Source organism: Tessaracoccus pujii, assembly GCF_054483895.1.
Genome location: NZ_CM137012.1, coordinates 2,601,579 through 2,626,419, shown reverse-complemented (window position 1 = coordinate 2,626,419; position 24,841 = coordinate 2,601,579). Strand labels below are relative to the sequence as shown.

Below are 24,841 nucleotides of genomic sequence, written 5' to 3'. Positions count from 1 at the left end.
CACCCCCCTCCCACACTGGATGCGAAGCGTGCGCCCGCGGGTCCGGTGACCCGATCAGTCTGCCACGCGGGGGACCGGGTACCTGGGTTGTTCAGGAAAGATCGGCGACGGCGGCATGGTAGTCAGCGGCGAGTTGGGCGAAGTCAGCGCGGCATCGGCTGATCAGGCAGCGATCCCCGTCGGACGGGACGCCTTCGCGTTGCCACTGCTTGCGCGCCAGCGGCAGCAGGTGCTCGGGCATCCGCCCGGCGGCGTTGGTGACCCGCCACCACGACACCTCGCCGCCCCAGTTGCTCATGATGGTGCCCACCCTGCGCGCGGAGGTGCCGACGAGCGACGCGACGTCTCCGTAGGCCACCACCCGCCCGGCCGGAACCTGCTCCACGGCCCGCAGCACGCGCTCCACCATCTCGTCACTCATCCGCGACCCCGAGCAGCGCCGGTAACAGGTCGTCCAACTGCCCGCGCAGCACCTGATCGGCCTCGCGGTCGAAGGCGGTGTCTGTGGCGTTGACGATCACCCCGAAAGCGCCCTGCTCCAGCGCGATGGGGAACAGCCCGGCCACCGGGTAGACGCCCAGTGTGGTGCCCACCGCGACGATCGCGTCGCAGTCCTCCGCCGCGGCCACCGATGCCGCCAGCACGTCCGGGTCCAGCACCTCCTCGAACAGCACGACGGTGGCCCGGGTGATGCCGCCGCACGCGGGGCAGCGCGGGTCCTCGTCGCCGGCCGCGACGCGGGCCAGCATCTCCTGCATGGGGCCCGTCCTGCCGCACATCTCGCAGCGCCACGTCCGCGCCGAGCCGTGGATCTCGTGCACCAACTCCGGGCTGCTGCCGGCCAGCTGGTGCAGGCCGTCGGTGTTCTGCGTGACGATGGCCCGCAGCCGGCCCGCCCGCTCCAGTTCGACGATGGCGCGATGGGATCGGGTGGGCTGCGCGGCCCACATCGCCGGGTGGGCCCGACGGCGCCAGGCGGATTTGCGGACGTCGTCGTCGCGGAGGTACCAGGAGAGGGTGGAGACCAGCTCCGCGTACGGGTCGCGGGTCCAGATGCCCTCGGGGCCGCGGAAGTCCGGGATGCCCGCCGCTGTGGACAGCCCGGCTCCGCTGAGGATGAGGATCCGCTGGGCCTCGTCGAGGCTGGCGATCTTGGCCATGGCCACAGTCTGCCCCACGGGCAGTACCGCTGCTGAAAACGCGGAAATCGTCCCCCAGTGCGGCCAACCCCGTGTGGGTGTGAGCGGGGAGGACGGCACTGGGGGACGATTTCCGCGGGCTGGGGTGGGAGAGGGTCAGCTCACCAGGCGTAGGCCTCGGGCGCGGCACCGCCGGGGCCGGGGAAGATCTCGTCGAGGCGACCCAGGGCCGCATCGTCGAGGGTGATCTCCAGAGCCCGGAGTGCGCTATCGAGTTGCTCCATGGTGCGGGGGCCGATGATGGGGCCGGTGATCCCGTCCTGGTGCAGCAGCCAGGCGAGGGCGACGTCGCCTGGCTCGTGGCCAAGCTCGTCGCAGAACGCCTCCCACTGCTCCAGCTGGGGGCGCTGCTTCTCGATGCGCTTCAGCATGCCCTCGTCTGCGCGGCGGCCGGACTCGATCTTCTTCAGCACCCCGCCGAGGAGGCCGCCGCCGAGCGGCGACCACGGGATCACGCCCAGGCCGTAGTGGCGGGCTGCGGGCAGGACCTCGAGCTCGATGGTGCGGGCGCCCAGGTGGTAGAGCGACTGCTCGCTGACCAGGCCGAGCGAGTGGCGCGCCCTGGCGGCCTCGACGGCCGCGGCGATGTGCCAGCCGGCGAAGTTCGACGAGCCCACGTAGACGATGTCACCGGAGGAGACCAGGCGGTCCATGGACTGCCAGACCTCCTCCCAGGAGGTGGCCCGGTCCACGTGGTGCATCTGGTACAGGTCAATGTGCTCGGTCTGCAGGCGGCGCAGCGAGGCGATGGCGGAGCGGCGGACGTTGACCGCGGAGAGCTTCGAGAAGTTGGGCACGTCCTCGTCGAGGGTGCTGCCGTAGCACTTGGTGGCCAGCACCACCTCGTCGCGGCGGCCGGTCTTGGCGAACCAGCGCCCGACGATCTCCTCGGTGCGGCCGCGGTGGCCCTGGCCGCCGTAGCCGTTGGCGGTGTCGAAGAAGTTGATGCCCGCGTCGAGGGCGCGGTCCATGATGGCGTGCGAGTCCTCCTCCGAGGTGTGCGGGCCGAAGTTCATGGTGCCGAGCACGATGCGTGAGACGAGAAGGCCGGTCCGGCCGAGGTGGGTGTACTGCATGTGTCCTCCAAATTGACTGCTCCTCCACCCTATCCACCGGCCGGGGCGCGCGGCCGTGGTCGCGGCGATCGGCACGGTTAGGGCAGCCTCAGCTCATAACCGACCCCCATGGCCACAATTGACAAGCCCGGTGTTAGCTTATTTGCATGACCCTCGTGGACCGCTTCGTGAGCCGCCGGTGCGTCACCGCCCAGCAGCTCGACTCAGGATCCTCGCGCGGCCTGGATTCGCTGAGCATCGGCGAAGTGGCCACCATCGTCGCGTTCGACGCGGACGACACCGTGGCGCGCCGCCTCTTCGACCTCGGCTTCATGCCCGGAGAGCACGTGACCCGGCTCCGCAAAGCCCCTCTCGGCGACCCGTTGATGTTCCGCGTGGGCGGCATCGAGATCGTGCTGAGGCGCGCGGAGGCCCGCCGCATCCACGTCACGGCATGACACACCACCACGGAGGTGTTCCCACTCCGACCCTCCCAGGAGCCGCTCGCGTCGCGCTCGTGGGGAGCCCCAACGCCGGCAAGACCACCCTCTTCAACGGGCTCACCGGGTTGCGCGCCAAGACGGGCAACTATCCCGGGGTGACGGTGTCGAGGTACGAGGGGCGGGTGGATACGCCGGTCGGCCCCGTCGTCGTCGAGGACCTGCCCGGCACCTACTCGCTGGACCCGATCAGCCCTGACGAGGAGATCGTCGCGCAGGTGCTCGAGGAGGCCGACGAACTGGCGGGCGTCGTCGTGGTGGTGGACGCCACCAACCTGCGCCGCGGCCTCGGCCTCGTCTCGCAGGTGCAGCAGGCGGCGCTGCCCACCGTCGTGGTGCTGACCTTCGTCGACGAGCTGCTCCGGCGCGGCGGCCGCGTGGACCCCGAACGGCTCGGCCGTGCGCTGGGCGTCAAGGTGTTACCCGTGGTGGCCGGGGAGCGACGGGGGGTCGAGGCGTTGCGCGAGGTGCTCGCGGCGCCCGCTGCCTGGCCCGCGCCGCCCATGCTTCCTCCTACCGAGCCGGACGAGGTCACCGGCTGGGCGCGCTCCCTCCTGCACGCCGCTCACTTCGCGCCCCCGGACCCGGATTCGCGCACCGGGCGGCTCGACGGCGTGCTGCTCCACCCCCTATGGGGGACGCTGGTGTTCTTCGCCACGATGTTCGCGTTCTTCCAGACCATCTTCCTGGTGGCGGCACCCCTGCAGGGGTGGATCGAGACCGTGTTCGCGTGGCTGGGGGACGTGGCCCGTGCCTCGATTCCCGTGGAGTGGGTGGGCCGGTTCGTCGCCGACGCGCTGCTCGCCGGCGTGGGCGGGGTACTGGTGTTCCTGCCTCAGATCGCGCTCCTGTTCGTGCTGATCTCGCTGCTGGAGGGGTCGGGGTACCTGTCGCGAGCGGCGTACCTGATGGACAGGGTGATGGCGACCGCGGGGCTGGAGGGTCGCGCATTCGTGGCGCTGCTCAGCTCCATGGCCTGCGCCATCCCGGGGATCATGGCCACCCGGACCCTGCCGTCCGCGAAGGACCGGCTGGCGACGATGATGGCCGCGCCGCTCATGACCTGTTCCGCCAGGCTGCCGGTGTACGTGCTGCTGATCGGGATGCTAGTTCCGGCCGACCTGCGCTGGGGGCCGATCGGCGCGCAAGGGCTGCTGATGTTCGCGCTGTACGTGGTGGGGGCGGCGTCGGCGATGACGTCGGCGTGGTTCTGGAAGCGCATTGTGGGACGCTCCGGGATGGGGCTGCCGTTCTACATGGAGATGCCCTCCTACCGGCTGCCCCGGCTGCGCACGGTGTTGATCTCGGTATGGGACGCGTGCAAGGCGTTCCTGCGGAAGATCACCTCCATCATCCTGGTCACCACCGTCGTGCTGTGGGCACTGCTAAACCTGCCGCTTCGGGGCGAGGCTGAGCTCCGGGCCGCAGGCGTCGACCCGACGGACACTGTGGCCGTGACCGCCTACACGCTCGACCACTCGGCCGCCGCCGCCGTGGGGCGGGCCATCGGGCCGGTCTTCGAGCCGCTCGGCTTCGACTGGCGCGTCAACGTCGGCGTCATCTCCTCGCTGGCCGCTCGCGAGGTGTTCGTCTCGACGCTGGGTCAGGTGGCCGCAGCGTCCGACCCCGAGGACCCCACGTCAGCGCTGGAGTCCATGACCCACGGCGACGGCCCGCGGGCCGGCGAGAAGGTCTTCACCCCGCCCACGATCGCCGCCCTGCTGGTGTTCTTCGTCTACGCGCTCCAGTGCATGTCCACGCTCGCGGTGATGCGCCGCGAAACCGGCACGTGGCGCTGGCCGCTGATCGCCTTCGTGCACCTCGGCGTCGTCGCCTGGGTGATGGCTTTCCTTGCCCATTCGATCGTCGGAGCCCTCCTGTGAAGCGCGCCATCCACCCCCAGGCCGTCCCCGGCCAGCAGTCGGCCGTGCGCTGGGTGACCGAGGTGGACCTGCCGGTGGGGCGCGGGACCTCCGCGCCCGGCACGCTCGGCCCGCTGATGCAGTACGGCGTGCTGACCAGGGTGTTCGTCGAACGCGGCGGGGTGTGGACCTGGCTGGCGCCGGACCATTCATGGACTGAGCACGGGCCGCGGATCCGGGACGCTGTGGCCGCTGCGGTGGAGATCGGCGGCTGGGAGATCGAACCGGGCTCCGACGAGCTGCTGGGCCTCATCGCCCGGGAGATCCTCGAGGGCGAGCTGGCGGGCTACGTGGAGTCACACGGGGGCGTGATCGCCGTGGCCGGTGCCGCCGACAACGTGCTGATCCTCGACTTCGGCGGCGCCTGCGAGGACTGCCCCGCGGCGGGCGCCACCCTGCACGACCGCATCGAGACGACGGTGCGGGCCCGCTACCCGATGCTCGCCCGCGTCGAGCGGGTCGGGGGCGCCCACCATAAGCCGCGCGGCTGGTTGGGGCTGCCGGTCCCCGGCCGCGGCCGTTAGCGTCCGTCGGGCGGGCGGCGCGTCGACGGGGGGCAGCCGGGCAGCTGGCCTCGACGGATAGCCGGGCAGGCGAGCAGCCGGGCTCCTCCTTCTTGAGCACGACACGCCGTCGATGTCGCCCCCTCGGGGCGCATGAGAGCCTCCAGCCGCGACCTTGTAGCACATTCGTGCTCGACGAGGGGCGCGGTCGGGCGCGGTCTCAGTCGACGGCAGGCGCCGCGGCGCCGTCGCTGTGCTTGGGCGGCCCCGAGGGCACCTTCGCCGGGCCGACGGTGAGCGCCGCGATCCCCGTGGTGATCGGGACCGACAGGATGAGCCCGATCGCCGACGCGAACGTGCGCACCCCTTCCCCGGCGAACATCTCCAGCCCGAACAGGTCCAGTGGCTCCCTGGTGGTGAAGAACAGCAGCAGGAGGATGGTCAGCGCGCCGCCGGCGTAGGCGAACACGATGGTGTAGATGGTCGACGCGATGTGGTCGCGCCCGATCCGCATGCCAGCGGCGAAGACCCTGGCCCGCGTCCAGTCGGGCGCGGCCGCCCGTAGCTCCCACACGGCGGACGCCTGCGTGATGGTGACGTCGTTGAGCACGCCCAGGCCGCCGATGATGATGCCCACCATGAGCAGTTCCTGGAAGTTGATGCCCGGCGCGAGTTGGGCGAGGTCGTACTCGTTCTCCTCCGCGAACCCGGAGAGGCGGGCGGCGCCGACGGCGAGGCTGCCCAAGGTGGTGATGACCGACAGCCCGAGAAGTGTCCCGGCGAGTGCCGCCGAGGTGCGCAGCGACACCCCGTGCGCCACGTAGAGGACGATGAACATGATCACCGTGGAGCCGGACAGGGCTACCGCCAGCCCAGGCTTGCCGACGATGATGGCCGGCAGCATGAAGCCCAGCAGGATCCCGCCGGCGATGACGAGACCCAGCAGCGCGAACAACCCCCGCCACCGCGCGACGATCAGCACCGCCACGGTGAACAGCACGCCCAGGATGAGCAGCACCGGCAGGCGGTTGATGCCGCTGAATGAGTAGTGGATGCCGTCCGAGGTCGGCACACGGGCCACCTCGATGTCGTCCCCCGCGCGCAGGCCGTTGTGCACGTTGGGCCCGGTGAGCTCAACCGAAGCCTGCTCGCCCGCGTCGGCGCCCGTGGTGAGCGTGACGGTGGCTGTCAGGCAGGCAGCCGTCCCCGTCGGGATTTCGAAGGCCGATTCGCATCCGTCGGCCACCTCGTCGATGGTGGCCTGCTCGTAGGTGACGCCCGGGGCATCGGAGATCTTGTTGAGCGCCGCGGAGACCTCGGCTCCGGTGGGCCACAGCCAGATCAGCCCGGCGACGGCCAGCACGCCGAACACGGCCAGAAGCCCGATGAGCAGCATGCGGGCGCGCTGCCCCACCTCGACGACCCCATGACTGCCGTGCCCGTGCCCGTGACCCATGGGCACAACTTACCGGCCCGCCCGCCGGGCGAGAGCCCCGATGTCGCGGCGTACCATGGGTGGCACGATGCTCAAGCTCGACCAGACCGCCACACCGCGACGACGCCCGGACGCCAAGTGCCCACTCCGGCCCGGTGACCCGTGCACCCTGTGCCAGGCCAGCGTGACCGGTCCTCAGGACTGCGGCCTGGTCTACCTCGTGATGGACGACCCGGAGTACCGCGAGGCGCTCGCCGCGTCCCGCCGGCGCTGACCGCCGAGGGTCCGCCTTCGGTCCCTCGGTACGCTCGTCGCATGGAATCCGACGCGCCGACGTGTTATCGGCACCCCGATCACCCGACGCGCATCGCGTGCCAACGCTGTGACCGGCCCATCTGCCCGCAGTGCATGATCCCCGGATCAGTCGGCTTCCAGTGCCCCGAGTGCGTGCAGCGCGGCCACCGCGAGACACGCCAGCTGCGGTTGCCCTACGGCGGCACCCGCGTGGCCAACACTCGGGCCACGTCGGTCACGCTGATCGTGATCAACGCGGTGGTGTTCGTGGCGGTACTGCTGACGGGCGGCTCGTTCGCGGGCCTGTTCAACCTCCTGGCGCTGACCCCCCAAGGCGTCTGTCCGGTGGGGGACCAGATTCTTCTCACGGACGCGGCCGGCTGCGTGGCCGAGGGCTACGCCTGGCAGCCGGGCGTTGCCTCGGGGGCACCGTGGCAGGTGATCACGTCAGGATTTACCCACTCGTCGCCGCTGCACATTCTCTTCAACATGCTGGTGTTGTGGATGCTGGGGCCCACCATTGAGAACGTCTTCGGCCGTGCCCGTTACCTGGCGGTATATCTGGTGGCCCTGCTCGGCGGATCCGCCGGCGTGATGCTCTTCTCGCCGCCCTTCATCTCCACCATCGGCGCCTCGGGGGCGATCTACGGACTGATGGGCGCACTGCTGCTCCTGGCCGTTAAGCACAAGGGCGACGTTCGCGGCATCATGTTCTGGCTTGGGCTCAACGTCGTGTTGTCGTTCACCTGGTCAGGTATTTCATGGGAGGGCCACCTGGGTGGCCTGCTCGGCGGGGCGGCCACCGCGGCTGTGCTCATGTACCTGCCGAAGGAGCGCCGCGCCACCTGGCAGTGGCCGCTCGTGGGGCTCCTGGCAGCCCTCTTCGTCGCCATCATCGTGGCCCGCGCGGTGCAGCTCGGCTCGTGACCGTGCTCCGGCAGGCCGGGGGACGCGCCGGTGGTAGGTTGCCTGGCATGTCCGACGACACCCGCGCCCCGCTGGACCCCGTCCTGCACCGGGCACGCTACGGGCCACGCGACGACGGCGACAGATTCGTCGGGTTCTGGCTGAATCTCGTGGTCGACGGGCGCCAGCAGCGCCTGACCCCGAGCCTCACCCGCGTGCGGCGCACCATCGAGCAGTTCTTCGCCGGCCGTGAGGTGCGGAGCGCGCGGGAGGCGCTCGGTGACGACGCCGTCAACGCCCAGCTGCGCGACGCGGCCACGGTGTATTTCCAGACCTGCCTGACCGACCCTAACTATTCGGCCGGGGTGTGGGGAATGAACCGGCTTCAGCCGGAGCAGTTGCGGGTGAAGGCGGCCAAGGATGCGGCGGTTACCCTGACCGCGATCGTGGAGAGCCGCGGAGCGACGGGTCCGGCGGCATCCCTGCCCTCACTACTGGTCGACGGTTTCGTCCAGGTCTTCGGTGACCCGGGGCGCGCGGCTCTGCGCGACGCCGTGGCCACGAAGCCGGCTCTGTCCGGGTTGACTCTCTAGCCCCGTCAGGAACTGACCCGTCCCGACTCCGACGAGGCCCCGCCAGCCACGCGCCGCGCAGGCGATCCGTGCAGGGCCAGTTGGACGCGGCGGGCCAGATCCGGCGCAAGATCCCTGCCCTCGGCCCGGGCGGCGCGGGTGAGCGTCACCGCGGCGGACCCCGCCTCCGAGCTGCGGCCCGCCAGGGCCAACGCCAGGATCTCCCTGGCTGCGAGCGCGTCATCTGCCGGGGCGGCGGTGCGGCCCCGGCGGACGGCCCACAGTGCGGCCGCGGCGTCTCCCCGGTCCAGGGAGCGGTCCGCCAGCACGCAGGCGGCGTCCACGATCATCCCCACCATGTCTGCCTTGAGTTGCTCGGCCCACACCCACTGGAACGCGAACGAGCCGAGGGGCTCCCCCCGGACCATGCGGAGGGCCGCGGCCAGGGCAGCGTCCGACGACATGTTGACCCCGCCACTGAGCATGGCGCGGAACTGGTCCCAGTCCGACGTGACCCGCGGATCCAGAGACACCCGGCCGGAGTAGGCATCGGGCAGGTAGCGCAACCCATCGGGGGCCGTCCCGAGCCAGCTGCGAAGCCGGCTCACATTGGAGCGCCGGGTGGTCTCAGCGATCATCAGGGCCCGCGTCATGGCGGTGGGTGTGAAGCCCGGATGTTCCACCAGCCATGCGCAGTACTCCAGGCACTGGCCCGTCGCCCGGCCGGGCCTGGTGCCGGCCGCGCCGACGAGCTCGACATCGCCGAGCAGCAGGAGGGTGGGGTGCTCCGGCTCAGCGAAACGTCCGGTCATGGGAGGCTCCTCGATCGGTCCGGAAGGGTGGTGGAGCGGCCGCACATTGGCGGGGAGTTCCTCGTCCGTGCGCCACCACGGTGCCGGTTCCGTCTCCTGGGTCCCGGTGGCCTCGAACAGGTCGATCAGGGCCCGGCGGGCGGGCTGAGTGATCAGCTGTGGGGTGAAGGTGTGCCCCGCCCAACGTCCTGTCTGCGCGTCGACGGAGACCGTGGCCGCGTGCACGTGGGGCGCGGCGCCCGCTCGGCCGATCACGCTGACCCCCACCTCACCCAGAGCGAGGGCATCAGAGATGGCATCCCAATGGGCGGGCCCCAGCGGGCTGGTGAACGTCACCACCAGCGGCTCCCAGAGGGCGCCGAGATCCGGATCCGCGCGCAACTCCGGAAGCGCACGTCCACCCATGGAGAGGCGGCGCTCGCTGCAGATCCGGGTGAGGTGCGCGATGCCCTCCTCGATGCGTGGGAGGGCGGTGATCCGAGGGTCATCCACGGCATCCGCCCAGTCCTGGCCGCCGACGACGACGAGCAGGGTGTCCGATGACCAGGGAGCGCAGGTCAGGCCGGTGAGTGCCGCGGCGACGGCCGCCTCGGCCTCCTGACCCGTGAACGCCACGGCCCTGGCGCGCTCCACGTCCAGCGGAACGGCGGCGTCGTCATCCGTCCACCCCAGCACGATCGTGGTGGGGCCGCACCCGGCCCCCAGTGGTTCCTCAGCGTGCCGCGCGAGGGCCGTCCAGAACCGGGCGAGCGACGGGGCCACCGGGACCACCCGCCGTCCCAAGGCGCGGCCCAGGACCTGCAGCCGACGACGGGACGCCAGCCCGGCCACCAGGCCGCCCGCGAGGACAGCGCTCATCGGGCCGAGCAGGCCGGCAACGCCGTCGTCCGCCTCCTGGACGTCCGCCTCGGATGCGGGGCCCTCGACTCCTGGTTCAGAGGCATCGGCCGCCGCGGGCGGTTCGAGGCCGACGGCGACCGCGGGGAGAGCCGGCACGGAGACCGGCTCCGCGAGCAGGTGACCAGACGGGGGCCTGAGCTCCACCGCTGCGGGGACGACCGCCTCGAGGACGACCGCCTCGGGTGCCGACGGCGATGCCGGCACCTCGAGCGTCCAGCCCGCCTCGATGAGGTCCGGGTCCGTGATCCGGTCCTCGTTGAGCTGATGGACCTCAGGCCAACGCTGCGGGTCACCCAGCTCCCGGCCTGCGATGGACCAGAGCGAATCGCCTGGCTGCACCACGACCACGGCCTGCTGCGCCGCCACGTCCGGCAGCGCCAACACAGCGCCGGGTTCAAGGCGAGGCGACTCGGCAAGGACGGGATTCAAGGCGACGATCTCCCGCCACCGGTCCCCGGAGCCGAGTTGGCTCTCCGCGACGCTCCAGAGTTCGTCGCCCGCCTGAACCACATACGTGTGTGCCGAGTCGGCCACCTGGGCCTGCTGCTGGGCGAACGAGGCGGCAGCTGACAGCCCGAACGTCGTTCCGGCGGCGGGCGGGGCGGGAGCAACCGCCCCGGAGTCCGCAGCGGCGACGGTGGGGGCTGCGACCGCCGCAACCACCAGCGCGCCGACGAGCGGGCGGAGCCAGCCGGTGCCAGGCAGGGTCATCGTGACCCTGTGGCGCGTCAGCACGGCCACGACCTCGAGGACGATGGTGAGGCTGAGCGCGCCCCAGGCTACCCAGCCGGCCATGCTCAGAAGCCCGATGAGCAGCCGGCTGTCCAGGGCGACCAACAGCGACGTGGCCCAGTCGGCGTCCAGCAGGGCGCCGGGGTGGGCCACCTGGAGCAGGACCCAGGGGACTCCGGCGACGACGAGCAGTAGCACGACGCCCGACCCCGCTGCGCGCATGATTCTCATGGTCTCACCCCCGGCGGGTGCGTCTGCGTGACCATGTCAGCTGGGGAGGCGGTCGGTGACATAGGCGGTGATGGCGGTGATGATGATCAGCGCGATTGCTGCGGCGCCGGCCAGGAGTATGGCGTTCTCCGTGCTCTGGCTGAGCCCGCGCTCATCCCTGCGGCGCGATGCCGGATGCAGGATGACGACGAGTCCGATGAGGTGATGGATGAGTGACATGGGGACCTCCTGATGAAGAGTCTGGTGGGCGACGGTGTCAGTAATCGGGTTATCCACAGGGGGGAGATGGATCGGTGAAATGTGTCCACAGCAGGCAGCCGGGCCTTGACATCACGACCCCAGCAGCTTCAGCAGCGGTGGAACGAGTAGCGCGACTCCCAGCAGGAGAGCCGGGATGGTCATCCACAGGGTCATCGCCTCGCTGGCCTCCTGCGCCCGGGCGCGCTGGGCGCCCAGATGCGCGTCGCGCAGTTCCCGGACGCGCGCCTGCAGCACGTCGGCCAGACCTGCGCCCTGTTCCTCGAGCTGCATCACGTCCGCGAAGTCCGCCAGCTCCGGAACGTTCCACTCCCGGGCGATGTCCCGGAGCTCCTGCCACGGCTGCGTCTGTTCCATCCGCGCTCGTTCCACACCAGAGGTGATCCGGCGGAACAGGGGCGTGTCAGCGACTGCCGCAGCATTGGCCGTGGCTTGCGCCGCAGAGGAGTTGGCCAGGCGCTCCAGGACCACGAGATCGAAGAAGGTGTGGATGCCGTCCGTGGCCGCCCGGCGCTCCTGCGCCGCCCCGCCCCGCAGCCTCAGGTCCGCGACGAAATACCCCACCACCGCGCCCCCGAGCGCCACGCCCACGGGTGCGATGCCCGGTGCGTTGCCGAGAATCACATGGGACGCCGCCCACACCGCGGGCAGGGCCAGGCCCGCCAGCGTCCACACCATCTTCTCCACGAAGAAGTCACCGACGCTTCGGCCCTGCATCAGGAGCAACTGCTGCTGATGGGCGGTCAGGGGTAGGCGGAGCCTCCGCTGGACCCTCTCGCCCCACGCTTCGGCCCCGGACTCGGAGGCTGTCTGGACAGGGCGGTGCTGCCGGTGGTCCAGCACCGTCATCGCGTCGCTCAGCCGGACGGGTGCCCGGATGGCGCCCCGGAGGATCAGCGCGGCACCCAGCCCCGCCACCATGCCGCACGCGACGGCGAGGGTCATCACGCCGCGCTCCTCAGGAAGCGCGGCGCCAGGGGTGGCACCGTCATGCGCCGCACCATCACCAGGCAGCCCAGGTACGCGCCGGCCAGGGCGAACGCGATGACCTGCCCGAGGGGCGTGGTGTAGGGGATGAAGAACTGGGGGTTGAGCACCAGCGCACCGCCGAGCACCCCGAGGGTGATCAGCGTGACCTGCTTGACGACCACGCGCGGCTTCGAGCGCTCCGCGGCGATCTCGCGGAGCGCCGCGAGCCGAGCCTGGATGCTGTCGGAGACGGCGCCGAGCGTGACCCGCGCGCCGGCTCCGCCCTTGGCGGCGGCGATCGCAAGCGCCGCCACCACCGCGTCCGCATCCGCGGAGCCCAGTTCGTCGGCCATCGCGAAGAGGGCGTCGCGGGTGTGCCAGCGCTGATCCAGGCGCGTGCAGAGATGCGCCACCGGCTCCCGGAGCACAGCGGGTACCTGGCTGCGCGTGGCGAAGATGGCGTCGCGGATGGATTTGCCTGACGAGAGCGACGTGGAGATGAGGCGCACCCAACGGTCCAGCCCCGCAAGCACCTCCACCTCGCGGTTCGGTGGCGCGCTGAGGAGCAGGGGGATGGCCACCAGTGCCGTGGGTAGCAGCACAAGCCCGATCACCGAGGCGCTCGCGACGCCGGCCACCAGCCCCGTCACCAGAGCCCCGCCGAACCACCCGCGCCTGGCGCTGGAGAGCCCCGTCCACCACCGACCGAGCTTTATCCACAGGCCTGTGGGTAAAGCTGTGGAAGAGCGGTGGACGCGCTGCGCGCCGAGCGCGAACACGAGGAGGCCGAGCCCCGCCGTCGACCCGGCCAGCGCCGCCAGGATCACCCCCATGGGACCGCCCCCTCGAAGGGCGCGAGCTCCGAGGCCATGGCCGCCTCCGGCTGGAAGAACTCCGGCTGAGTGGCCGTGGCGGCGCGGTAGACGAGGTGCGTGGACGGCCGGCCCGCCTCCACGGCACCCGTCAGCTGCCGCACCTCTGAGACGAACCGGTGCCGCGTGCCGCCACGCCACGACTCATCAAGGAGGGTGACGTGCACGATGAAGGCCAGGTGGTGGGCGATCTGGTGCATGGCATCCTCCACACTCAGCACCCGGCCCTGGGCCACGCGGGCGGCGAGGCGGTCGATCGTCGAGGAGGCGGAATGCGAATGGGTGGTGGCGAGGCAGCCCGCGCCGGACTGCATGGCCTCGAACATGGCCCCGGCCTCAGAGCCGCGCACCTCGCCCACGACGATCCGCGTCAGGTTCTGGCGCAGCGCCTCCGGGATCAGGTCCGCGACCGTGTAGGACCCGACGCCCACTCCACCGGACGTCTCTCCCATGCCCACCCGCGCCTGCAGCGCCAGGATGTTGCGGCGATGGCCCAACAGGTGGGTCAACAACTCGTAGTCCGTCTCCAGCGTGCCGAACCGCTCGGACGGGTGGATGGCGGCGATGAGCGCCCGGAGGAGCGTGGTCTTCCCGGCCCCCTGGTCCCCGGAGATGACGATCGACTTCCGCGCCAGTACGGCCGACTCGAGCAGCCGCGCCACGTACGGGGGCAGCATGCCGTCGGCGGCCAATTCCGCGAGGCTCACATCCGTGAGCAGGTGTTGCCGGATCACCACGCTGGGGCGAAACGACAGCCCGAACCCGATGGCGTGCAGGCGGAACCGGTTCCCCAGGGCCAGCGTCATGGTGGGGTGAAGGTCGTCGAACGGCCGCGGCGGCGTGGCCGTCTCGCCGAGGAAGCGGATGGCGTCCACCAGCTCGTCGTCTGTGTCCGCGACGGCGGGGTGCGCCTCCCTGCGGCCGTCGCCGTACTGCACGGTGACGGTGTCGCAGCCATGGATCTCGATGTTCTCCGCGTCCGGGATCTCGAAGAGGGGCTGGAGCCGGCCGTACCCGAAGATGGCGTTCTCGACCGCGTCGGCGTAGCGCAGCTCGAGCTCCACCGGCCACAGTGCCTCCCCCGCCTCGCCCAGGCTCTGGGCACGGGCATGGACGACGCTGCGGATGATCGCCCGCCCGCGCACCCGCCGGTCATCCTCCGGCATGGGTTGGCCCCTGCCGGCCTGCCACTCCGCCGACGCCCGGGTGATCAGGTCAACCGCCTCGCGCCGGAGCCCGACCACCACCTGCCAATCCACGTCCTGAGCGGCGAGCGGCATGGCGGGGGAGGGTGGCGGTGCACCCCTCCGGGCGCCAGTGGACGGCTCGGCCGCCTCGGTGGGACCGTCCGCCGCCGGGGCCAGCCCCAGCCGTCCCAGGGCGCCGGCGAGCGGGGGGAGCTGCCCGATGCTCATCGTGCGAGCCCCGCGACTGCGGCCGTGGCCTGGCGGCTCCGGGCCAGCCGCTCCGAGAGCGCCTTCGCCTCCGCCCGGAATCGTCCCATGAACGCGCCGTCGTGGAAGCGGCGGGGCTCGAGGGCGCCGTCGCTGAGCACCTCCGCGGCGCGGGGATCCCAGCCGGGCTCCAGCCAGCACGGGAGGCCGAACTGGGCGGAGATCTCACCCGCGGCGTAAGGACGCCCTGGGCCGACCACCGCCAGCGCGGCCACCGGGGGCGAGGGCAGCGTGCGGAGCTGGTCCTGGACGGTGGTGAGGTGGATCCGCGCCCCAGCCAGCGAGCGCAGCGACGAGCGCACGCAGACCAGCACGACGTCCGCCGCGCTGAGGAGCCCCAAGGGCAGTCCCGTCGTGGTGATCCGCCCAGCGTCGATCAGGACGTCGATCCCGCGCTCGTCCAGTGCCGCCAGCGCCTCCCCTAGAGTCCCCCACACATGCTCGAACAACCGGGAGGCGCCCGCCGTGGTGAATCCCGGCAGGAATCGCCGTTCACGGTCTCCCGATTCCGTGAGCGCGACCGTGTGCAACCACAGCTCCGACGCCACGGCCGCGCCCTCGCGGTGAAGGTGGGCCAACGACATCAGGCCCCGCCCGCCGTGATCCACCCCACGCAGATAACCGGCCTGCACCGCCTGGGAGGGTGTGCGGTCACAGTCCGCAAGCAGGGCATGCCTGGGCCAGCTCAGGGTGAGCGCCAGGGCGGAGGTTGTCACCCCCGGAGACCCGGCCGCCGACGCCAGCAGGACCACCGCCATCACGCACCACCCACGACGACGAGCGCCACCATGTCCGAAGCCGACAGGCGTGCCACCTCGTCTGCGCGACCGTCCTGGACGCTCACGTCCAGTGAGTAGCTCGCGCCGTCATCGAGGAGGACCGGTGCGCTGCCCACCACCGCGTCCACGGAGGTCTCGACGCCCTCGACCAGCCCGACGAGCCGCACCGCCGTTCCGGGGGGCATGTCCGCGGTGGGGAGCTTGCCGAGCGGTAGACGTAGCCCGACGAGGGACTGGCCGGCCGGCAGCGGGTCCTCACCGACGTGGCGCGTCAGCGGGAAGGCACCCCGCGGCAGATCCGTCAGCGAACGCTGACCGACGAGGGCCGGCAGGTCCGCCGCGCCCAGCGCGTCGACGGTGAGGCTGGCGGGGATCTCCAGGACGGCAAGGTCCTCCCTGGCGATGGCGTCACCGCGGCGCACGTCCGAGGCCATCACCACCACCGCACGGTGCTCGGCGTTCATCGAGTACAACGCGGCGGCGCCCAGACCGCCCACAGCGATGAGCAGGGCACCTGAGGCCATGATCTTGGGGCTGCGCCTCGCGCGCAGCTGAACTGCTGCGGGCCGGGTGGGCGCGGGCGCTGGGTTTTCCGGCCTACTCGGCCGCTTCTGGTCGTGCATCGGGGCTCCCTTCCGGCGTCACTGTAAGAGCAGGAGGGGGTCATGTCCGCGGTCAAATGGTGAGCCTGTGGACAAGAACCCGACCAGTGGCGGCTTCATCCACACAGTTGTCCCCAGGTCGGCAGGACGGCGACGGCGCCCAGGCCAGTCAGCTGCTCGCCATCGTCTCGTCGGGCGAAGCCCACGACAAGGACTTATCCACAGCGGCGCCGGTCGGTTTGACTCGCTGAGAATCCTGAGAGATTCTTGGGAGCGTTATGCAGTGAAGGGTGGGAGAGCCGGTGCGCAGATGGATCGCAGCGCTGATGGCCACGGTGGCCGTCGCCGCGGGTTCCGTCGTCGCCTCCACCGCCCAGGCCCTGCCCATCGCGCCCACGCCCGTGTTGCCCGTGACCGGCATCCCAGCACCGTGCGCGTCCACCAGGCCATACCCGGCGGACGCCTCCGTCGACGAGCTCGCCGCCCAGCTAGCGACCACCTTCGGCTTCAAGCTCTCCGGCTCCCAGTGGACCGAGGAGCGCCGCGCCTCGATCAAGATTCTGTGGGAAACGCTGGACGCCATGGAGTGCACGCCCTACCGGGCGGATCTGCAGGCCAACGTCAGCGGCACGCTGGGGCTCAACGCCGCCCGCATCTCGGGGTACGCCTGGGGTGACTGGAGCCTCACGAAGACTGGTTACGTGACCCTGGACTTCTCCAAGTTCCAGCGCGCCCTGGACAGTGGCGACGAAGGCCGCCTCGTGCGGCTGGTCGTCCACGAGCTCGGGCACGTGCGAAACTCCACCCGGTACCAGGAACCCGAGTACTGGACGGTGTTCCGCAAGCTCTTCGCCCGGGAGGGACGCTTCAGCGACTACGCGGGTCGGAGCGTGACGGAGACCTTCGCGGATGTGGTGGGCTACTACGTGGGCCGCTGTGCACTTGAGAACCCGTATGACACGGGCAACCACGACGCCTATTACGAATACGCCAAGACCTACATCTTCGGCGGCAAGGAATTCGGCCCGGAGCCCGGCGTCAAGCCCAGCTGCACCGTGCCCGATGAGGGTGCGGAGGAGCCGGCCCCTGGCGCCGCCCCCGCGGCCTGGTTGGAAGGCCTCGGCGGCGCGTAGGTCCGCGCCGGGGTAGCATCGCAGGCGTCCCGTCCGCTCCCTGGAGGAAGCCATGCCAGACGTCGCCGCCTATGCCATCGACTCGCCCACCGGCCGGTACCGCAAGACCACGATCACCCGGCGCGATCCCGGCCCCACCGAGGTGTTCTTCGACATCCACTACACGGGCATCTGCCACTCGGACATCCACACCGCCCGGGGGGAGTGGGGCAGCATCCACTACCCGTTCGTCGGGGGGCACGAGATCGCCGGGGTCGTGAGCCGCGTGGGCTCCGAGGTGACCGGGTTCGCGCCCGGAGATCGCGTGGGCGTCGGCTGTTTCGTCGATTCCTGCCGGGAGTGCGAGATGTGCCGGCATGGTGAGGAGCAGTTCTGCACCGGCCGGCCCGGCGCCGTCTGGACCTACAACGGCACCGGCCGCGACGGCCTCCCCACCGCAGGCGGCTATTCGCAGGGCATCACCGTGGAGCAGGACTACCTCCTGCGGGTGCCGGACGCGATGACCCTGGAGCACGCCGCCCCGCTGATGTGTGCGGGCATCACGCTGTACTCCCCGCTCAAGCGCTGGGGTGCCGGCCCCGGCAAGCGCGTGGGCATCGTCGGCATGGGTGGACTCGGGCACATGGGCGTGCAGATCTCGGCCGCGCTGGGGGCGGAGACCATCGTGCTGGGCCGCACCCTGGCCAAGCGCGACGACGGGCTCAAGCTGGGCGCGACCGACTACGTCTCCACGGCAGACCGCGGCGTCATGAAGGAGCTGCGCGGCACGTTCGACCTCATCGTCACCACCGTCTCCGACGGTGTGGACCTCGACGGGCTGCTCAAACTCCTCAAGGCCCACGGCGTGCTCGTCAACGTGGGCCTGCCGGAGCACGCGACGTCCGTCCACCTGGGGATCCTCACCGGCCAGGCGCGCGTGCTGGCGGGATCCAACATCGGCGGCATCCGGGAGACCCAGGAGATGCTGGACTTCTGCGCGGACCACTCCCTGGCCCCGGTGATCGAGATGATCAATGCGGACCAGATCGACGAGGCCTACGACAACGTGGTGGCCTCCAAGGTGCGCTACCGATACGTCATCGACATCTCCACCCTTTGACACCCTCCTCCGGAGGGGAGCCGACGGTGGGCGCGGTCGCCGCCGTCGGTCCCGCGTCACTAAGATCCCTGTCGGGAGGTCTCACGTGGTGACGAGCGGGTACGGCCGGGCGGCGTGGGTCGTCTGGGGCGTCGCCCTCTTCGGCTACGCGCTGGCGGTGATGCACCGCAGTTCCCTCGGCGTGGCGGGCCTGGAGGCCGCGGCCCACTTCGGCACCACCCCGGGCATCATCTCCACGTTCGTCGTCCTGCAGCTGGCCACCTACGCCCTCGCCCAGGTGCCCGTCGGGCTGATGCTGGACCGGTACGGCTCGCGGGTCGTACTCACCGCGGGCACCCTGGTCGTCGCGCTCGGGCAGGGCATGCTCGCCCTCGCCGAGGACCTGTCGATCGCCTATGTGGCGCGCATCCTGCTCGGTATCGGCGACGCCTGCATGTTCAACTCGGTCCTCCGGCTCCTTCCGCGATGGTTCGATCCGCGCCGCATCCCGGTGCTGAGCCAGGTCACCGGCATGATCGGCGCACTCGGCCAGATCGCCGCCGTGGGCGCGGTCCTGCCTCTGATCCAGGTCGCCGGCTGGCGCACGGGACTCCTCATCACGGTGGGCTTCAGCGTGCTGGCCGCCGTCCTCATCGCGGCCTGGGTGCGCGACGCGCCGGCGGGGGAGGCGTCCAGCGTCGTGGTGGACCCGTTGCGCGAGATCCCCGCACGGATCCGGGGTGTCTCGATGCACCCCGCCACCCAGCTCGGCTTCTGGGTGCACTTCACCTCCGGGTTCTCGTCCATCGCGTTCGTGTTCATGTGGGGCATCCCGTACCTCGTCGTCGGGCAGGGACTGTCGCAGGCTGAGGCCGGAGGCCTGTTCGCGCTGCTGTCGGTGGCCTCGATGGTGGCCGGGCCTGTCGTCGGCTCGCTGACCGCCCGCCACCCGCTGCGGCGCAGCACGCTGGTGCTCATCTTCGTGTGGGCCGTGATCGCGTGCTGGGCGGCGGTGCTGCTGTGGCCCGGCCGCACGCCGCTCCCGCTGCTCATCTGCCTCGTGCTCGCGCTCGCCGTGGCGGGGCCCGGCACCGGCGTGGGCTTCGACTTCCCGCGCACCAACCTGCCAGTCACCCGCCTGGGGGCGGCCAACGGCATCGTCATCGCCGGCGGGTTCCTGGGCGGAACCATCCTGATCCTGGTCATGGGGGTCTTCCTCGACTGGATCGCGCGGGGCGACGCCTACACCCCGGAACACCTGCGGCTCGCGTGGCTTCTGCAGATCCCCTTCTTCGTAGTCGGGATCGGCGGAATCCTCCTCAGCCGTCGTCGATTGCGGCGCCTGATGTCCCGCGAGGGCACGGTCGTCCCGTCGTGGCGTGAGGTGGCGGAGCGAATCCGCCGGCGGCGCGCGGAGGACTAGAAGAGCCCCTCGGGCTGCGGCGGCGGGGCGTAGGACGGGTCCACGTCATTGAACAGCTTGCTCACCGAGCGTCCGTTGTGGATGCGGTCGATCGCGTCGGCGAACAGCCCCGCCACGCTCAGCACGGTGAGGCCCGGGAAGTCCTGCGGAGCGGGCACCGTGTTGGTCGAGACCACCTCCACGATGCGCGACACGGTGGTCAGCTTCTCCACCGCCTTCCCGGCGAAGAGCCCGTGCGTACAGGCCACGGACACGTCGCCGCAGCCGTAGTCTCCCAGCCGGTTGACGATCTCGACGATGGATCCGCCGGTGGCGATCTCGTCGTCGAGCACGATGGCGCGCTTGCCGGCCACGTCGCCGACGATGGCGTCGATGACCACACGGTCGTCTGCCAGGCGCTGCTTGGAACCCGCGGCGACCGGCAGGTTGAGCAGCCGCGCCAGCAGGGTGGCCTGCTTGGCGTTGCCCAGATCCGGGGAGACCACGACGGTGTTGCTCAGGTCCCTGTCCCGGTAATGGTCGGCGATGACCCCGAGGGCGGTGAGGTGGTCCACGGGCACCGAGAAGAAGCCGTGCACCTGAGGTGCGTGCAGCGCCATCGTCAGCACCCGGTCCACGCCTGCCGTCGAAAGCATGTCCGCGACCAGCTTGCCGCCGATCGAGATGCGTGAGGCGTCCTTCTTGTCCGAGCGCGCGTAGGCGTAGTGCGGGATCACGGCGGTGATCTGGCCCGCGGAGGCGCCGCGGGCGGCGTCGATCATGAGGAGCAGTTCCATCAGGTGGTCCTGCGTCGGCGGCACCAGCGGCTGCACGATGTAGACGTCGCGCTGCCGGCAGTTGGCCAGCAGTTGCGCCTGCAGGCAGTCGTTGCTGAATCGGGAGATCTTCACCCCAGAGCGACGTAGCCCCAGGTGGGCGCAGATCTCATCGGCGAATGCGGCATGGGCCGAGCCGGAAAACACGACGACACCCTTCACGGACTCCCCTTTCCAGGTTGGCCACAGCCTAGTGGTCATCGCGGCTGGTTCACCGGGGTCTTGGCGGCACAGGCACGCTCACTGATCGTTGTCGCTCTGGCAACGATGCCGAGACGGCGACGCGTGGCCCGGGCGTGTTCCTTGCCCCGGCCGCGGCCGCCGTCGTCGGGAGCGTTGTTCTGCTGTCACGCCCGGGTCACGCGGCGTTCACCCGAGGCCCCCCGGCCGTTTCCCGGCGCCCCCTAGGTTGCGTGATGGCCACCCGGCCACTGTCTCCCTGAGAGAAGGACCCTCAATGCGTGGAATCCGTACGGCCGCCCTGGCGGGCCTGGCCGCAGCCTCCCTGGCGCTGGCCGCCTGTGGCGGCACCACCTCCGCCACCACCTCGTCCGCCGGCTCCGAGTCCTCGTCGGCCGTTGCCGCTGTGGACGCCGCGACCGCCACCTCCGCCGCCGACTTCGGTGGTATGGAGGGCCTGATCGAGGCCGCCAAGGCCGAAGGCCAACTCAACGTCATCGCCCTCCCGCACGACTGGGCCAACTACGGCGCCGTCATCGAGGGCTTCAAGGCCAAGTACGGAATCCAGGTCAACGAGCAGGCCCCCGACTCGTCGTCGAAGGAGGAGATCGCCGCCGCCGACGCCAACAAGGGCACCGACAAGGCCCCTGACGTGTTCGACCTCGGCACCAACGTGGCGCTCGAGTCCACCAGCTACTTCGCCCCCTACCAGGTGGAGCGCTTCGCCGACATCCCCGAGGACCAGAAGGACCCCGAGGGCCTGTGGGTCTCCGACTACACCGGCGTCATGGTGGTGGGCTACAACAAGACCAAGTACGGCGAGATCACGTCGCTGGATCAGCTGACCGACCCGAAGTTCGCCGGCTCCGTCGCGCTCAACGGCAAGCCCGCCGAGGCGGGGGCCGCGTTCAATGGCTTCCTGCTGGGGGCGCTCGCCAACGGCGGCTCCTTCGACGACCTGCAGCCCGGCCTGGACTACTTCAAGTCCCTCAACGACGCCGGCTCGCTGAACCTCACCGACGTCACCCCCGGCACGATCGAGTCCGGTGAGCACGGCGTGGTCTTCGACTGGTCCTACAACATGGTGCCCGTCACCAACAGCCTCGCCGAGCAGGGCGTCGAGTGGGCCACCTTCCTTCCGGAGGGCATCGCGCTGGGCTCCTACTACAAGCAGGCCATCAACAACGACGCCCCGAATCCCGCCGCCGCCCGGCTGTGGCAGGAGTACCTGTTCTCCGCCGAGGCGCAGAACCTGTGGGCCGAGGGCGGCGCCGTGCCGGTGCTGAGCCCGGTCTTCGCAGACGAGTTCTCCGACGAGGCCAGGGCCGCCGCCCCGGTCGTCGACGAGCTGCTCGCGCCCACCGCCGAGCAGGCCGAGGCCGCCACCGCGTTCCTGCAGGACAACTGGGACGCGACGATCAGCTGATGACAGCACAGGTGGCGGGCGTGACGGCGCCGGGTGCGCGTCTCACGCGCACCGCACGGGACGCGGCAGTGACCCTGCCCTTCTTCGGATACCTCGCAGTGTTCCTGTTCCTCCCGACGGTGCTGGTGGTCGTCGGGGCGTTCCGGAACCGCGAGGGGCGGTTCTCGCTCGACGGGGTCTCGAAGCTGTTCACGCCCGCCACCGCCCAGATCTTCCTCACCACCGCGTGGCTGAGCCTCGCCTCGGCGCTGATCGGCGCCGTGGTGGGGGCTGTCGCGGCCTACGCCCTGTCGACGGTGGCCGTGGACTCGCCGCTGCGTCGCGTCTACACGGCCGTCTCCTCCGTGCTGGCCCAGTTCGGCGGCGTCATGCTGGCATTCGCCTTCATCTCGGTGCTCGGCAAGAACGGCAACTTCACCCGGCTGATCGCCGACGCGTTCGGACTCACCGTGCCGGGTGACTTCCTCCCCTCCGTGCCCGGCCTCGTCGTGGTGTACAGCTACTTCCAGATCCCGCTCATGATCATCGTGTTCCTGCCCGCGGTCGACGGACTGCGCCAGGAGTGGCGCGACGCCACCGAGAACCTGGGGGGCTCCACCTGGACGTTCTGGAGCCGCGTGGCCGGGCCCATCCTGCTGCCGAGCTTCCTCGGCAGCCTCCTGCTGTTGTTCGCCAACGCCTTCTCGGCCTATGCGACGGCGGCCGCGCTCATCTCGCAGCGCACCATCATCGTGCCCATGGCCATCGAGGGCGCCATCCGGAACGAGAACAACACCGACATGGACTCCTACGCCCAGGCCCTGGCCGCCGGCATGATCGTGGTCATCGCCGTCGTGATGGCCCTGTACGCGGCCCTGCAGCGCCGCACCGCCCGGTGGACCCGATGAGCCGCGCGGCCGTGAAGCTGACGCGGCAGAGGCGGCTGAGGGCTGCCGTGCTGGGGGCCGTGGGGCTGTTCCTGGCCTACCCGCTGTACGCGCTGCTCGAGTTCTCCATCCGCTTCCCGCTCACCGGCCGGTACTCGGCGGACGCCTGGGCGCGTCTCTTCGGCGGCGGTGACGGCGCCCGCCTGCAGCCGCTCTACACGGGGCTGGTCAACTCGCTGGCCATCGCCGCGATGACGCTGGTGATGATGTTCGTGCTGCTTCTCCCGACGATGGTGTGGGTGCGGCTGCGGCTGCCGCGGCTGAGCCGGGTGGTGGAGTTCGTCTGCCTGCTGCCGCTCACGCTGCCCGCCATCGTGCTGGTCGTCGGCCTCGTGCCGGTCTACCGGTTCATCGCGACCCAGGTGCTGGACACGCACGCCATCTGGCTCAGCTTCGCCTACGTGGTGCTGGTGCTGCCGTTCGCGTACCGCGCGCTGGACTCCGGCCTCTCCGCCATCGACGTGCGCACCCTGGTTGCCGCGGCCCGCTCCATGGGCGCCTCGTGGCCAGTCGTGATCGCCCGTGTGCTGCTGCCCAACCTGCGCAGCGCCGTCGCGTCGGCCGGGTTCATCTCCATCGCGGTGGTGCTCGGCGAGTTCACCATCGCCCGCATGCTGGCGCGCGAGAACCTCCAGACCGGCGTCATGCTGGTCAACCAGGCGGCCCCGCAGGTGGCTGCCGCCGTGTCCCTCCTGACGCTGTTGTTCGGCATCGTGCTGCTCGTCGGCCTCAGTTACGTCACCCATCCCCAGCGCGCGAAGAATAGGTCCTGAACCATGAGCGAGAGCACACCCGCCGTCGGCGTGGAACTGCGCGGTCTGACCCGCACCTTCGGCACGGTCGTAGCCCTGGATCACCTGGACCTGGACATCCGGCCCGGGGAGCTCGTCGCACTCCTCGGCCCGTCGGGGTGCGGGAAGACCACCGCTCTGCGCGTCCTGTCCGGATTGGAGGAGGCAGACGCCGGCTCTGTGGTGGTGGGCGGCCACGACGTCACACAGGTCCCGCCCAACAAGCGCAACATGGCCATGGTCTTCCAGAGCTACTCGCTGTTCCCACACCTCACCGTGGCGGGAAACATCGACTTCGCGCTCTCGATGCGCAAGGTGGACAGGTCACGGCGCAAGTCGATCATCGACCACCACCTGGAGCTCGTCGGCCTGGGCAGCCACCACTCGCGCCTGCCGACGGAGCTGTCCGGCGGGCAACAGCAGCGGGTTGCGCTGGCGAGGGCGCTGGCGTCGAATCCGGACGTGTTGCTGCTCGACGAGCCCCTCTCCGCGCTCGACGCGAAAGTGCGCGTGCAACTGCGTGACGAGATCCGCCGCATTCAGCTGGAACTCGGCACCACCACGCTGTTCGTCACCCACGACCAGGGTGAGGCTCTCGCCATGGCGGACCGGGTCGGTGTCATGCGCGAAGGTAGGCTCGAGCAGCTCTCGGACCCGCGGGAGCTGTACGAGCGTCCCGCCAACGAGTTCGTGGCGCAGTTCATCGGCTCCACCAATCGGGTGCATGGCCAGGTCGAGGGCGGCCGCGTCAAGGTGCTGGGGGAGTGGGTGCCCACGCTTCCCGGCTCGGTGACGGAGGGGAGCGGCGTGGCACTCGTGCGGCCGGAGCGGTTGTCCCTCATGCCGCTGGCGCACGCCGATGCGACGGGAGCACAGGGCTTCGAGGCCACCATCCGGCAGCTGTCCTTCCTCGGCGATCACGCCCGGGTCTATGTCACGCTGCACGACGACACCGAGTTGCAGGCATACCTGCATGCCCGCGCGGCGCAGCCCCTGGCTCAGGGGGACCGCGTGCTGGTGACAGTGGACCAGGCTCCGGTGTTGGTCATCGAGTAGAGCCGGGAAGGTCCCGAC

General features: G+C 70.6%; 25 protein-coding genes and 1 pseudogene. 14 read left to right on the top strand and 12 right to left on the bottom strand.

All coding sequences use genetic code 11. The features are described 5' to 3' along the window. Positions 1–91: 91 nt before the first annotated feature. From ACX1D0_RS12430 to ACX1D0_RS12420, 3 genes are all read right to left on the bottom strand, one after another. A complete protein-coding gene (locus ACX1D0_RS12430; RefSeq protein ID WP_459018253.1) occupies positions 92–421 on the bottom strand; it encodes an MGMT family protein in 330 nt (109 codons plus the stop codon). After that, complete coding sequence (locus ACX1D0_RS12425; RefSeq protein WP_459018252.1) at positions 414–1,160, bottom strand: SIR2 family NAD-dependent protein deacylase; 747 nt, start codon at positions 1,158–1,160, stop codon at positions 414–416. The genes ACX1D0_RS12430 and ACX1D0_RS12425 overlap by 8 nt, the downstream gene beginning before the upstream one ends. A gap of 140 nt (positions 1,161–1,300) precedes the next feature. Beyond that, positions 1,301–2,275, bottom strand: a complete 975-nt coding sequence (locus tag ACX1D0_RS12420) for an aldo/keto reductase (protein ID WP_459018251.1) — start codon at positions 2,273–2,275, stop codon at positions 1,301–1,303. 146 nt (positions 2,276–2,421) lie between these two features. On the opposite strand from ACX1D0_RS12420, the gene ACX1D0_RS12415 reads away from it, so the two are divergent. From ACX1D0_RS12415 to ACX1D0_RS12405, 3 genes are read left to right on the top strand one after another with little or no spacing between them, the layout of a single operon-like run. Then, complete coding sequence (locus ACX1D0_RS12415; RefSeq protein ID WP_459018250.1) at positions 2,422–2,712, top strand: FeoA family protein; 291 nt, start codon at positions 2,422–2,424, stop codon at positions 2,710–2,712. A 59-nt stretch (positions 2,713–2,771) separates the two neighbouring features. Then, positions 2,772–4,637, top strand: a complete 1,866-nt coding sequence (gene feoB, locus ACX1D0_RS12410) for a ferrous iron transporter B (RefSeq protein ID WP_459018248.1) — start codon at positions 2,772–2,774, stop codon at positions 4,635–4,637. Beyond that, positions 4,634–5,200 carry a NifU family protein gene (locus ACX1D0_RS12405; RefSeq protein ID WP_459018246.1) on the top strand — a complete coding sequence of 189 codons (567 nt, stop codon included), beginning with the start codon at positions 4,634–4,636 and terminating at the stop codon, positions 5,198–5,200. Before feoB ends, ACX1D0_RS12405 begins: the two co-directional genes overlap by 4 nt. Before the next feature lie 199 nt (positions 5,201–5,399). Here ACX1D0_RS12405 and ACX1D0_RS12400 read toward each other — a convergent pair whose 3' ends face one another. Next, a complete protein-coding gene (locus ACX1D0_RS12400; protein ID WP_459018245.1) occupies positions 5,400–6,635 on the bottom strand; it encodes a YibE/F family protein in 1,236 nt (411 codons plus the stop codon). Positions 6,636–6,702: 67 nt separating this feature from the next. On the opposite strand from ACX1D0_RS12400, the gene ACX1D0_RS12395 reads away from it, so the two are divergent. The 3 genes from ACX1D0_RS12395 to ACX1D0_RS12385 are packed head-to-tail and all read left to right on the top strand — an operon-like array spanning position 6,703 to position 8,407. Continuing rightward, a complete protein-coding gene (locus tag ACX1D0_RS12395; protein ID WP_459018243.1) occupies positions 6,703–6,888 on the top strand; it encodes a DUF6767 domain-containing protein in 186 nt (61 codons plus the stop codon). 41 nt (positions 6,889–6,929) lie between these two features. Beyond that, the gene (locus tag ACX1D0_RS12390; protein WP_459018241.1) at positions 6,930–7,835 is read left to right on the top strand and encodes a rhomboid family intramembrane serine protease; all 906 of its coding nucleotides are present in this window, start codon (positions 6,930–6,932) and stop codon (positions 7,833–7,835) included. A gap of 47 nt (positions 7,836–7,882) precedes the next feature. Then, entirely contained in the window at positions 7,883–8,407 is a 525-nt protein-coding gene (locus ACX1D0_RS12385; protein ID WP_459018239.1) for a DUF6553 family protein, read from the top strand. 5 nt (positions 8,408–8,412) lie between these two features. On the opposite strand, the gene ACX1D0_RS12380 is transcribed toward ACX1D0_RS12385, so the two are convergent. From ACX1D0_RS12380 to ACX1D0_RS12350, 7 genes are all read right to left on the bottom strand, one after another. After that, entirely contained in the window at positions 8,413–11,052 is a 2,640-nt protein-coding gene (locus tag ACX1D0_RS12380) for a LysM peptidoglycan-binding domain-containing protein (RefSeq protein ID WP_459018238.1), read from the bottom strand. A gap of 45 nt (positions 11,053–11,097) precedes the next feature. Beyond that, on the bottom strand, positions 11,098–11,280 hold the full coding sequence (locus ACX1D0_RS12375; protein WP_459018236.1) for a hypothetical protein: 183 nt from the start codon (positions 11,278–11,280) through the stop codon (positions 11,098–11,100). Between the two features lie 111 nt (positions 11,281–11,391). Beyond that, a complete protein-coding gene (locus ACX1D0_RS12370) occupies positions 11,392–12,267 on the bottom strand; it encodes a type II secretion system F family protein (RefSeq protein WP_459018234.1) in 876 nt (291 codons plus the stop codon). Beyond that, positions 12,264–13,121 (bottom strand): type II secretion system F family protein, encoded by an 858-nt coding sequence (locus ACX1D0_RS12365; RefSeq protein WP_459018232.1) that lies wholly within the window; start codon positions 13,119–13,121, stop codon positions 12,264–12,266. Before ACX1D0_RS12365 ends, ACX1D0_RS12370 begins: the two co-directional genes overlap by 4 nt. Continuing rightward, on the bottom strand, positions 13,112–14,575 hold the full coding sequence (locus ACX1D0_RS12360; protein ID WP_459018231.1) for a TadA family conjugal transfer-associated ATPase: 1,464 nt from the start codon (positions 14,573–14,575) through the stop codon (positions 13,112–13,114). The genes ACX1D0_RS12365 and ACX1D0_RS12360 overlap by 10 nt, the downstream gene beginning before the upstream one ends. Further along, the gene (locus ACX1D0_RS12355) at positions 14,572–15,372 is read right to left on the bottom strand and encodes a hypothetical protein (protein WP_459018230.1); all 801 of its coding nucleotides are present in this window, start codon (positions 15,370–15,372) and stop codon (positions 14,572–14,574) included. Before ACX1D0_RS12355 ends, ACX1D0_RS12360 begins: the two co-directional genes overlap by 4 nt. Continuing rightward, entirely contained in the window at positions 15,372–15,917 is a 546-nt protein-coding gene (locus ACX1D0_RS12350) for an SAF domain-containing protein (protein WP_459018229.1), read from the bottom strand. The genes ACX1D0_RS12355 and ACX1D0_RS12350 overlap by 1 nt, the downstream gene beginning before the upstream one ends. A 380-nt stretch (positions 15,918–16,297) precedes the next feature. On the opposite strand from ACX1D0_RS12350, the gene ACX1D0_RS12345 reads away from it, so the two are divergent. The 3 genes from ACX1D0_RS12345 to ACX1D0_RS12335 all read left to right on the top strand — a co-directional run bounded on the left by ACX1D0_RS12345 (position 16,298) and on the right by ACX1D0_RS12335 (position 19,629). Further along, positions 16,298–17,128: a hypothetical protein gene (locus ACX1D0_RS12345; protein WP_459018227.1), complete on the top strand. Its 831-nt coding sequence runs from the start codon at positions 16,298–16,300 to the stop codon at positions 17,126–17,128. Between the two features lie 52 nt (positions 17,129–17,180). Further along, positions 17,181–18,227, top strand: coding sequence for an NAD(P)-dependent alcohol dehydrogenase (locus ACX1D0_RS12340; RefSeq protein WP_459018226.1), 1,047 nt, complete (start codon positions 17,181–17,183; stop codon positions 18,225–18,227). Between the two features lie 88 nt (positions 18,228–18,315). Next, positions 18,316–19,629, top strand: a complete 1,314-nt coding sequence (locus ACX1D0_RS12335) for an MFS transporter (RefSeq protein WP_459018224.1) — start codon at positions 18,316–18,318, stop codon at positions 19,627–19,629. On the opposite strand, the gene ACX1D0_RS12330 is transcribed toward ACX1D0_RS12335, so the two are convergent. After that, the gene (locus ACX1D0_RS12330) at positions 19,626–20,606 is read right to left on the bottom strand and encodes a ribose-phosphate diphosphokinase (protein ID WP_459018222.1); all 981 of its coding nucleotides are present in this window, start codon (positions 20,604–20,606) and stop codon (positions 19,626–19,628) included. The two genes, ACX1D0_RS12335 and ACX1D0_RS12330, sit on opposite strands and share 4 nt — an antisense overlap. 295 nt (positions 20,607–20,901) lie before the next feature. Here ACX1D0_RS12330 and ACX1D0_RS12325 point away from each other — a divergent pair, with 295 nt between their 5' ends. From ACX1D0_RS12325 to ACX1D0_RS12305, 5 genes and pseudogenes are all read left to right on the top strand, one after another. After that, on the top strand, positions 20,902–22,050 hold the full coding sequence (locus tag ACX1D0_RS12325) for an ABC transporter substrate-binding protein (protein WP_459018221.1): 1,149 nt from the start codon (positions 20,902–20,904) through the stop codon (positions 22,048–22,050). Then, on the top strand, positions 22,050–22,937 hold the full coding sequence (locus tag ACX1D0_RS12320) for an ABC transporter permease (RefSeq protein ID WP_459018220.1): 888 nt from the start codon (positions 22,050–22,052) through the stop codon (positions 22,935–22,937). Before ACX1D0_RS12325 ends, ACX1D0_RS12320 begins: the two co-directional genes overlap by 1 nt. Continuing rightward, on the top strand, positions 22,934–23,749 hold the full coding sequence (locus ACX1D0_RS12315; protein WP_459018219.1) for an ABC transporter permease: 816 nt from the start codon (positions 22,934–22,936) through the stop codon (positions 23,747–23,749). Before ACX1D0_RS12320 ends, ACX1D0_RS12315 begins: the two co-directional genes overlap by 4 nt. Positions 23,750–23,752: 3 nt before the next feature. Further along, positions 23,753–24,241, top strand: a pseudogene (locus tag ACX1D0_RS12310) (ABC transporter ATP-binding protein); the annotation flags it as partial. 126 nt (positions 24,242–24,367) lie between these two features. Further along, a complete protein-coding gene (locus tag ACX1D0_RS12305) occupies positions 24,368–24,823 on the top strand; it encodes a TOBE domain-containing protein (RefSeq protein WP_459020440.1) in 456 nt (151 codons plus the stop codon). Positions 24,824–24,841: the final 18 nt, after the last annotated feature.

Bases quoted from the DNA above. Each gene is read 5' to 3' on its own strand.
- ACX1D0_RS12430 (WP_459018253.1), bottom strand. From the start codon at position 421: ATGAGTGACGAGATGGTGGAGCGCGTGCTGCGGGCCGTGGAGCAGGTT.
- ACX1D0_RS12425 (WP_459018252.1), bottom strand. From the start codon at position 1,160: ATGGCCAAGATCGCCAGCCTCGACGAGGCCCAGCGGATCCTCATCCTC.
- ACX1D0_RS12420 (WP_459018251.1), bottom strand. From the start codon at position 2,275: ATGCAGTACACCCACCTCGGCCGGACCGGCCTTCTCGTCTCACGCATC.
- ACX1D0_RS12415 (WP_459018250.1), top strand. From the start codon at position 2,422: ATGACCCTCGTGGACCGCTTCGTGAGCCGCCGGTGCGTCACCGCCCAG.
- ACX1D0_RS12400 (WP_459018245.1), bottom strand. From the start codon at position 6,635: ATGGGTCACGGGCACGGGCACGGCAGTCATGGGGTCGTCGAGGTGGGG.
- ACX1D0_RS12395 (WP_459018243.1), top strand. From the start codon at position 6,703: ATGCTCAAGCTCGACCAGACCGCCACACCGCGACGACGCCCGGACGCC.
- ACX1D0_RS12390 (WP_459018241.1), top strand. From the start codon at position 6,930: ATGGAATCCGACGCGCCGACGTGTTATCGGCACCCCGATCACCCGACG.
- ACX1D0_RS12385 (WP_459018239.1), top strand. From the start codon at position 7,883: ATGTCCGACGACACCCGCGCCCCGCTGGACCCCGTCCTGCACCGGGCA.
- ACX1D0_RS12380 (WP_459018238.1), bottom strand. From the start codon at position 11,052: ATGCGCGCAGCGGGGTCGGGCGTCGTGCTACTGCTCGTCGTCGCCGGA.
- ACX1D0_RS12375 (WP_459018236.1), bottom strand. From the start codon at position 11,280: ATGTCACTCATCCATCACCTCATCGGACTCGTCGTCATCCTGCATCCG.
- ACX1D0_RS12365 (WP_459018232.1), bottom strand. From the start codon at position 13,121: ATGGGGGTGATCCTGGCGGCGCTGGCCGGGTCGACGGCGGGGCTCGGC.
- ACX1D0_RS12360 (WP_459018231.1), bottom strand. From the start codon at position 14,575: ATGAGCATCGGGCAGCTCCCCCCGCTCGCCGGCGCCCTGGGACGGCTG.
- ACX1D0_RS12355 (WP_459018230.1), bottom strand. From the start codon at position 15,372: ATGGCGGTGGTCCTGCTGGCGTCGGCGGCCGGGTCTCCGGGGGTGACA.
- ACX1D0_RS12350 (WP_459018229.1), bottom strand. From the start codon at position 15,917: ATGGCCTCAGGTGCCCTGCTCATCGCTGTGGGCGGTCTGGGCGCCGCC.
- ACX1D0_RS12340 (WP_459018226.1), top strand. From the start codon at position 17,181: ATGCCAGACGTCGCCGCCTATGCCATCGACTCGCCCACCGGCCGGTAC.
- ACX1D0_RS12325 (WP_459018221.1), top strand. From the start codon at position 20,902: ATGCGTGGAATCCGTACGGCCGCCCTGGCGGGCCTGGCCGCAGCCTCC.
- ACX1D0_RS12320 (WP_459018220.1), top strand. From the start codon at position 22,050: ATGACAGCACAGGTGGCGGGCGTGACGGCGCCGGGTGCGCGTCTCACG.
- ACX1D0_RS12315 (WP_459018219.1), top strand. From the start codon at position 22,934: ATGAGCCGCGCGGCCGTGAAGCTGACGCGGCAGAGGCGGCTGAGGGCT.
- ACX1D0_RS12305 (WP_459020440.1), top strand. From the start codon at position 24,368: ATGGCGGACCGGGTCGGTGTCATGCGCGAAGGTAGGCTCGAGCAGCTC.